This is a genomic window from uncultured Abyssibacter sp. (genome assembly GCF_964000955.1).
In the GTDB taxonomy this organism is placed as follows: Bacteria; Pseudomonadota; Gammaproteobacteria; order Nevskiales; family OUC007; genus Abyssibacter.
The window spans coordinates 1-6,398 of the sequence record NZ_CAXFCL010000052.1 but is presented as its reverse complement, the minus strand read 5'-3'; the positions used below and the strand labels follow the sequence as shown (position 1 = coordinate 6,398).

At 64.8% G+C, this 6,398-nt stretch carries 4 protein-coding genes; 3 read left to right on the top strand and 1 reads right to left on the bottom strand.

Annotated features, from left to right (window positions below; all coding sequences use genetic code 11):
* From ABNS06_RS02340 to ABNS06_RS02330, 3 genes are all read left to right on the top strand, one after another.
* Positions 1-988 (top strand): PQQ-binding-like beta-propeller repeat protein (locus ABNS06_RS02340; protein WP_348672357.1); only part of this gene is annotated, 988 nt, incomplete at its 5' end.
* Positions 989-1,025: 37 nt separating this feature from the next.
* On the top strand, positions 1,026-2,624 hold the full coding sequence (locus tag ABNS06_RS02335) for a GMC family oxidoreductase (protein WP_348672356.1): 1,599 nt from the start codon (positions 1,026-1,028) through the stop codon (positions 2,622-2,624).
* Between the two features lie 453 nt (positions 2,625-3,077).
* The gene (locus tag ABNS06_RS02330) at positions 3,078-5,771 is read left to right on the top strand and encodes a TonB-dependent receptor (protein WP_348672355.1); all 2,694 of its coding nucleotides are present in this window, start codon (positions 3,078-3,080) and stop codon (positions 5,769-5,771) included.
* Positions 5,772-5,774: 3 nt separating this feature from the next.
* On the opposite strand, the gene ABNS06_RS02325 is transcribed toward ABNS06_RS02330, so the two are convergent.
* Positions 5,775-6,245 carry a hypothetical protein gene (locus tag ABNS06_RS02325; RefSeq protein ID WP_348672354.1) on the bottom strand — a complete coding sequence of 157 codons (471 nt, stop codon included), beginning with the start codon at positions 6,243-6,245 and terminating at the stop codon, positions 5,775-5,777.
* Between the last annotated feature and the right edge of the window lie 153 nt (positions 6,246-6,398).

The window sequence follows — 6,398 nt, the reverse complement described above, 5'->3', positions numbered from 1 at the left end:
CGTGTTCGACTACGACCTGCCGACCCAGCCACTGCTGATCGACTATCCGAAGAACGGCAAGCTGGTGCCGGCGCTGGTGCAGAACACCAAGATGGGACTGATCTTCGTGTTCGATCGCGCCACCGGCGAACCGCTGGTCCCGATCGTCGAACGCGAAGTCCCGCAGACCGGCAAGGTGCCGGAAGAAATCCTCTCACCCACGCAGCCCTTCCCCGAGGGCATGCCCACGCTGGCGCCGCAGGGCTTTTCGCCCGAGGAGGACAGCTGGGGCTTCACGCCGATCGACAAGTGGCTTTGCAAGCGCAAGGCGCGCAAGTACCTGTCCGGCCCGATCTACACGCCGCCGAGCATCCAGGGGACGATCTTCTCGCCCTCCGTGGGTGGTGGCCCGAACTGGGGCGGCGGCGCCTACGATCCCGACAGCCACGTGATGGTGGTGCCGTCCAACCGCGTGCCGACCATCGTCCGCCTGATTCCGCGCGAGGACTACAGCAGCGAATCCGACGAGCAGGCCATCGAGTCCATGGGGCCGATGCGCTTCGAGGTGGACGGCGCACCCTACGTCTACGAAATCTCGCCGCTGCTATCTCCGCTCGGCGCCCCTTGCAGCGAACCGCCGTGGGCGGCGCTGACGGCGGTGGACATCGTCAAGAAGGAAATCCTTTGGGAAGTGCCGCTGGGCGACGTTGGTGCGATGTCACCACTGCCGTTCTCGCACGTCATCGGCACGCCCGGGGCCGGCGGCCCGTTGCTGACGGCCGGCGGGCTGGTGTTCATCGGCTACACGCTGGACGACTACTTCCGCGCGTTCGACGCGAAGACCGGCGAGACGCTCTGGCAGACCGAACTGCCGGCGGCTGGCACGGCGGTTCCCGTGACCTACGAGGTCGATGGCGAGCAGTACATCGTCATCCCGGCCGGTGGCCACACCATGTACCAGTCCACGCTGGGCGACTCGGTGATGGCCTACAAGCTTCCCAAATCGTGATCGGCAGCCGCCACCAGCAGAATCCGGAGTTCAGACCATGACCAGCACAGCACAATACGACCACATCGTCGTCGGCGGCGGGTCCGCCGGCTGCATCGTCGCGGCAAGACTGGCCGAGAGCGGCGCCAGGGTGCTGCTGCTGGAGGCCGGAGACGAGGCCGGCGATCATCCGGAGACGCTGTCCTCCGACGGCTTCAAGGATGCCTTCGCCAACGACGCGACCATGTTTCACCGCATGGCCTCGCCGCAGATCGACGGCAGCGGCAAGGCCAAGTTCGTGGGTACCGGTCGCGGCATGGGCGGCAGCGGCTCGGTCAACGGCATGGTCTACACCCGTGGCGACGTGCGGGATTTCGAGAACTGGCCGGCTGGCTGGCAGTGGGACGACAACCTGCCGGCATTCCAGGCCATCGAGGACAAGCTGGGCATTCGCAGCCGCGAGCCGACGCCCTTCGTCCAGCGCTTCATCGACGCCGCCTGCGCGGCGGGTCTGGAACGCAAGGACGGCATGAACGACGGTGACCTGCGCGGCGTCGTCGGCGCCAACACCATGAATTTCGAGGGTGAGTGGCGCCGCAGCTCCTACGTCGCCTGGCTGCACGGCAACCGTCCCGCCTCCCTGACCGTGTCCTGCCAGTCGCAGGCCACGCGGATTCTGTTCGATGAGCAGCGCCGTGCCACCGGTGTCGAGTACCGCCAGAACGGCCAGACCAAGCAGGCGACCCTCAGCGGAGAGCTGGTGCTGACCGCGGGGGCGCTGGAAACGCCCCGCCTGCTGATGCTCTCGGGCGTCGGCCCGGCCGCCAACCTCGACGAGGTCGGAATCAGCGTCGTCCAGGACGCCCCCGGCGTGGGCCAGCATCTGCTCGACCATCCCAACGTCGGGCTGGTCTACAAATCCAAGGATCCGGTGGATTTCACCTATCCGCAGGTCTACGCCTTCGACAACGCGGAACGACCCGCCGACGCACCCAAGGACCAGAAGGCTGACACCTGCTTCGTGCTGTTCGCGGTGTCCCCGACCATCAAGCACACCATGCTGCGGATGGGGCCGGTCACGGCGCTGCCGGGCAAGCTGTACCACATCGCTCCGCTGCGGGCGCTGATCCGCGGACTGATCCACCTGATCTTCGCCATTCCGGGCGTGAAGCGCTCGCTGGGCGGAATCTTCGGCCTGCTGGTCATCCTCGGCAAACCGCATTCCCGGGGCAGCATTCGCCTGCGCTCGGCGAATCCGGACGAACCGGCGGATATCGATCTCGCCTACTTCCGTGAAAGCAGGGACAAGGAGATCGTGGAAGCCGGCATCCGGAAAGCCCGATCCATCGCCGCGCAGCCGCAACTGGCGGACTGCCGGCCGCTGAACCCGACGGCCAAACCGGACACCCCTCCGGACAAGCTCTGGGCCGCCATCCACGGCGTGTCGATGACCACCTTCCACTTCGCCGGCACCTGCCGCATGGGAGACGACCCCGACAGCCCTCTGGACAGCGAACTGCGGGTCAAGGGTCTGGCCAACGTCCGCGTAGCGGACGCCTCGGCCATGCCTGAAGTCCCGGTCTCCGCGCTGAATGCACCGAGCATGATGATCGGATATCGGGCCGCTGACTTCATTCTGGGCGAATCGACCCCGTAACTTCAGTCTCGGCACGCAAAGCGACTGAATTTCATGGGCATTTTTGCCCGACTCTGTTCAGTTTGACTGGGCCCGAACGGGCCATTCCGGCGAATTTGACTGTAGCGGAGCACGGAATTGCCCACTGCGGCCGCAGTGCATGTACAGGCCCGGCGTCATTTGCAACGCTAGCCTGGCGTTCCCGCGCACGACAATCGGACAAACCGAGACCGGCGGGAACGGCGACAGGATGGAGGCACATCATGTTCCTTCGGAGCGCACGTTGCGGATGGAGCCCGGCGGGGAACAGCAGCCGGATCCAGCCGGCGGGCATCCGACATCAGGTGCACGACATCGGCCGGATCGCCGATGCAACGTCTCCATCGAATCAAGCGTGCCGCTGACGTAACGCGTCGGCGATCGGCCTGGCGGCCAGACAACGACAAGCACGCGTGGTCGACAATGGAGACAGGGATGGACACAGGTCGCTTCGCGGTACTGACGACGCTGGCACTCAGCCTGGGCATCGTCGCTTCGACAGCCTCGGCGCAATCATCTGACGAGGAGTCGCTGGAGTTCCTGTTCGGAGACGAACCCGCCGAACAGCAGCAGGACGCGTCCTCCGGAAACGAGCAACCGCCGCAGGAAGCGTCCAGCCGCGGCGCGGACACGAACCAGGACGCGGATGACAACCCGGAACCCTACGACGACGTCATCGCCGTCGAGGACGATTCCACAGCCATCCCCGCGGACGACACTCCGCGCCGCAAGCCGGTGGTGGAAGAGGTCATCGTCACCGCGCAGCGCCGCGAGGAGAACCTGCAGGACGTCGCGATCTCCATCACCGTCGTCGACCAGGAGCAGATCAGCAACGCCGACATGACCAACTCGGCGGACCTTGCGAACTACACGCCTTCGCTGTCCAGCAACCAGCGCTTCGGCCCGGAGAACGCGTCGTTCGCCATCCGCGGCTTCACCCAGGACTTGCGGACCACGGCTTCCGTGGCCACCTACTTCGCGGAAGTCGTGGCACCTCGCGGGCAAAGTTCACAAACCTCCGGCGATGGCGCCGGCCCTGGCGCCCTGTTTGACCTGGAAAACGTCCAGGTACTGAAAGGCCCGCAAGGCACGCTGTTCGGCCGCAACACGACCGGCGGCGCGGTGCTGATCGTGCCGAAGAAGCCCACCGAGGAGTTCGAGGGCTATGCCCAGGCCATGGGCGGCAATCTGGACGCCCTGCGTGCCCAGGCGGTCGTCAATTTCCCGGTCAACGATGACATCCGCCTGCGGTTCGGCGTCGATCACAAGGAGCGGCAGGGGCATCTGAACAACATCACGGGCATCGGTCCCGACGAGCTGGGCAATGTGGACTACACGGCGGCCCGCCTGAGCCTGGTCTGGGACATCACCGACAGTCTGGAGAACTACAGCATCCTGTCGTTCACCGACTCGGACACCAACGGCTACACAACGCGGCTGTTCGCCTGCAACACGGACATCGTCCCGGGCATCGACGACCTCACCGGCCTGCTGCAGGACCTGCTCAGCGGCAACATCGGCTTCGAGACGCTGACCAGCGTGGCCAACCCGTTTGCCCTGTTCACCGCACAACCCTGTCAGCAGCAGCTGGCCGACCAGGAGGCCTCCGGACAGGACGGCTTTTACGACCTTCAGAGCTCGGTACCGGGCACCTTCACGAAGATTCGCGAAAAGCGGTTCATCAACACGACCACCTGGGATATCACCGACAACCTGACGTTCAAGAACATCCTGTCCTACGCCCATCTCCACACCGAGAACGGCACGAACGTGTTCGGCACGTATTTCCCCGATCCCACCAACCCCGGCGGCAACCGCGAGTTCACGGTTGGCGCCTCGGTGGCGAGCCCGACCATCCCGGTCACCAGCCAGGAAACCTGGGTCGAGGAGATCCAGTTCCAGGGCAACGCCCTCGCCGACCGGCTGATCTGGCAGGCCGGCCTGTACTACGAGACCAGCCAGCCGGACGGCTTTTCCGGCAACACGTCGGCCAGCTTCCTGTACTGCGATCTCGGCACGATCGAGCAGGACCCATCCCAGTACGACTGCTTCGACCCGCTGGGCGGATTCCTCGGCGGCGTGCTGGTGCAGGAATACAAGACCGAATATCTGAACCAGGCGGTCTACGGCCAGGCCACCTACGACCTGTTCGACAGCCTCAGCGCGACACTGGGTCTGCGCTACACCTGGGACGAGACCGAGGGTTACGGCATCAAGACCCGCTACGCCTACCTGCTGACCGCGCAGCAGGCGCCGACGGTGACCGTCAGCACGCCCAGCGTGCGCAGCGAGGCACCGACGGGCATGTTCGAACTGAACTACCGCCCGTTCGACGGGATCATGACCTATGCGAAGTACACGCGCGGCTATCGGCAGGGCAGCGTCAACCTCGCGGCCGATTCGGGCGTCGATACCCACGAGGAAGAGACGGTGGACACCTACGAGATCGGCGCGAAGACCACATTCGGAGGTTGGGTGCCGGGACGCTTCAACTTCTCGGTCTTCTACAACGAACTGAAGGATCAGCAGTTGCAGGGCGGCTATGTTTCCACCGCCGCCGGCCCGACCACGGCCATCTTCAACGCCGGTGAGTCCGAAATCCAGGGCTTCGAGGTTGAAGCCTTCCTGCAGCCATTCCAGTTCCTCACCCTGGCATTGTCCTACTCCTACCTGGACACGGAATTGCTGGAGCAGGGTGATCGCAGCGACGATGTCTCGCAGGTCGGCTTCCTGGAAGGCTCCTCCTACACCCCGATCGCGGTCGTCGGCGATGAACTGCCGTTCGCGCCTCGGCATTCCTATGTCGCCAACATGAACCTGTTCCTGCCGGCACCGCAGAACTGGGGCCTGATGAGCCTGGGCGCCACCTACGCCTACACCGGCGAGCAGCGGGCGGCCGCGTCGAACTCCACGCCGTTCGATGTGCTGGATGATTTCGCGCTGCTGAACCTGAACCTGTCCTGGAACGAGATGTTCGGCTCCGGCTTCGACGTCACGCTGTTCGGCACCAATGTGCTCGACGAGGAGTACGTGACCTACGTCGGTGGCACCTACAACATCATCGGCATCGAAAGCCGCGGCATGGGCCTGCCGCGCACCTTCGGCGCCCGCATGCGATACAACTTCTGATCGTCATGGCGACGTGCCGCGTTCGCTCACCACGACGCGGGCGCGCGCCAGGTTCTGGACCCGGCCATAGCGCGTCCCGGGGTTGCGCTGTGTGGTGACACGCACGACGGCAAAGTGGGTACCTGACTCGGAGTAGGTGGCCTGTCGCGTCAACACGATATGGCGATCACTGAGATCGAGACGTTCGGACTCGGCGAACGTCCCGCTACCGTCGAAGTCCCACTCGGCAGCGACCAGGCGACCGCAGCTCGGCGGCAACTCCACCCTCGCCTCGAAACCCACGGTCTCGCCAGCCTCGACATCCGCGCGAGGACCGCCATTCGCCAGCAGCGACACCACGGGCTGGACACCACCGCGTTCGCTCGCGGCGGCAGGCAGTTCGATCCGGGCATCATCCACGCGATAACGTGTCTGCGCCGGCCTCACACCGGCCTCCACCCAGGCGCTGAGATCACGCAGCCCCTGCTGCAGCACCCACTTTCATTGTAGATACAGCGCCATCCATCGATGGCCTAGAACTCTCGACTGCGTTGGATTTTATCGCTTCATTCTCTTGGGCCAAGGCCCTTTCTCTTTGGGAAAGGGTCTCATCAATCTGTCCTCTTTGAACCTCTTTGTAGCTGGCGT

What these genes read in the sequence shown, in the direction of transcription:
- ABNS06_RS02330 (WP_348672355.1), top strand. Translation starts at nt 3,078, where the DNA reads ATGGACACAGGTCGCTTCGCGGTACTGACGACGCTGGCACTCAGCCTG.
- ABNS06_RS02335 (WP_348672356.1), top strand. Translation starts at nt 1,026, where the DNA reads ATGACCAGCACAGCACAATACGACCACATCGTCGTCGGCGGCGGGTCC.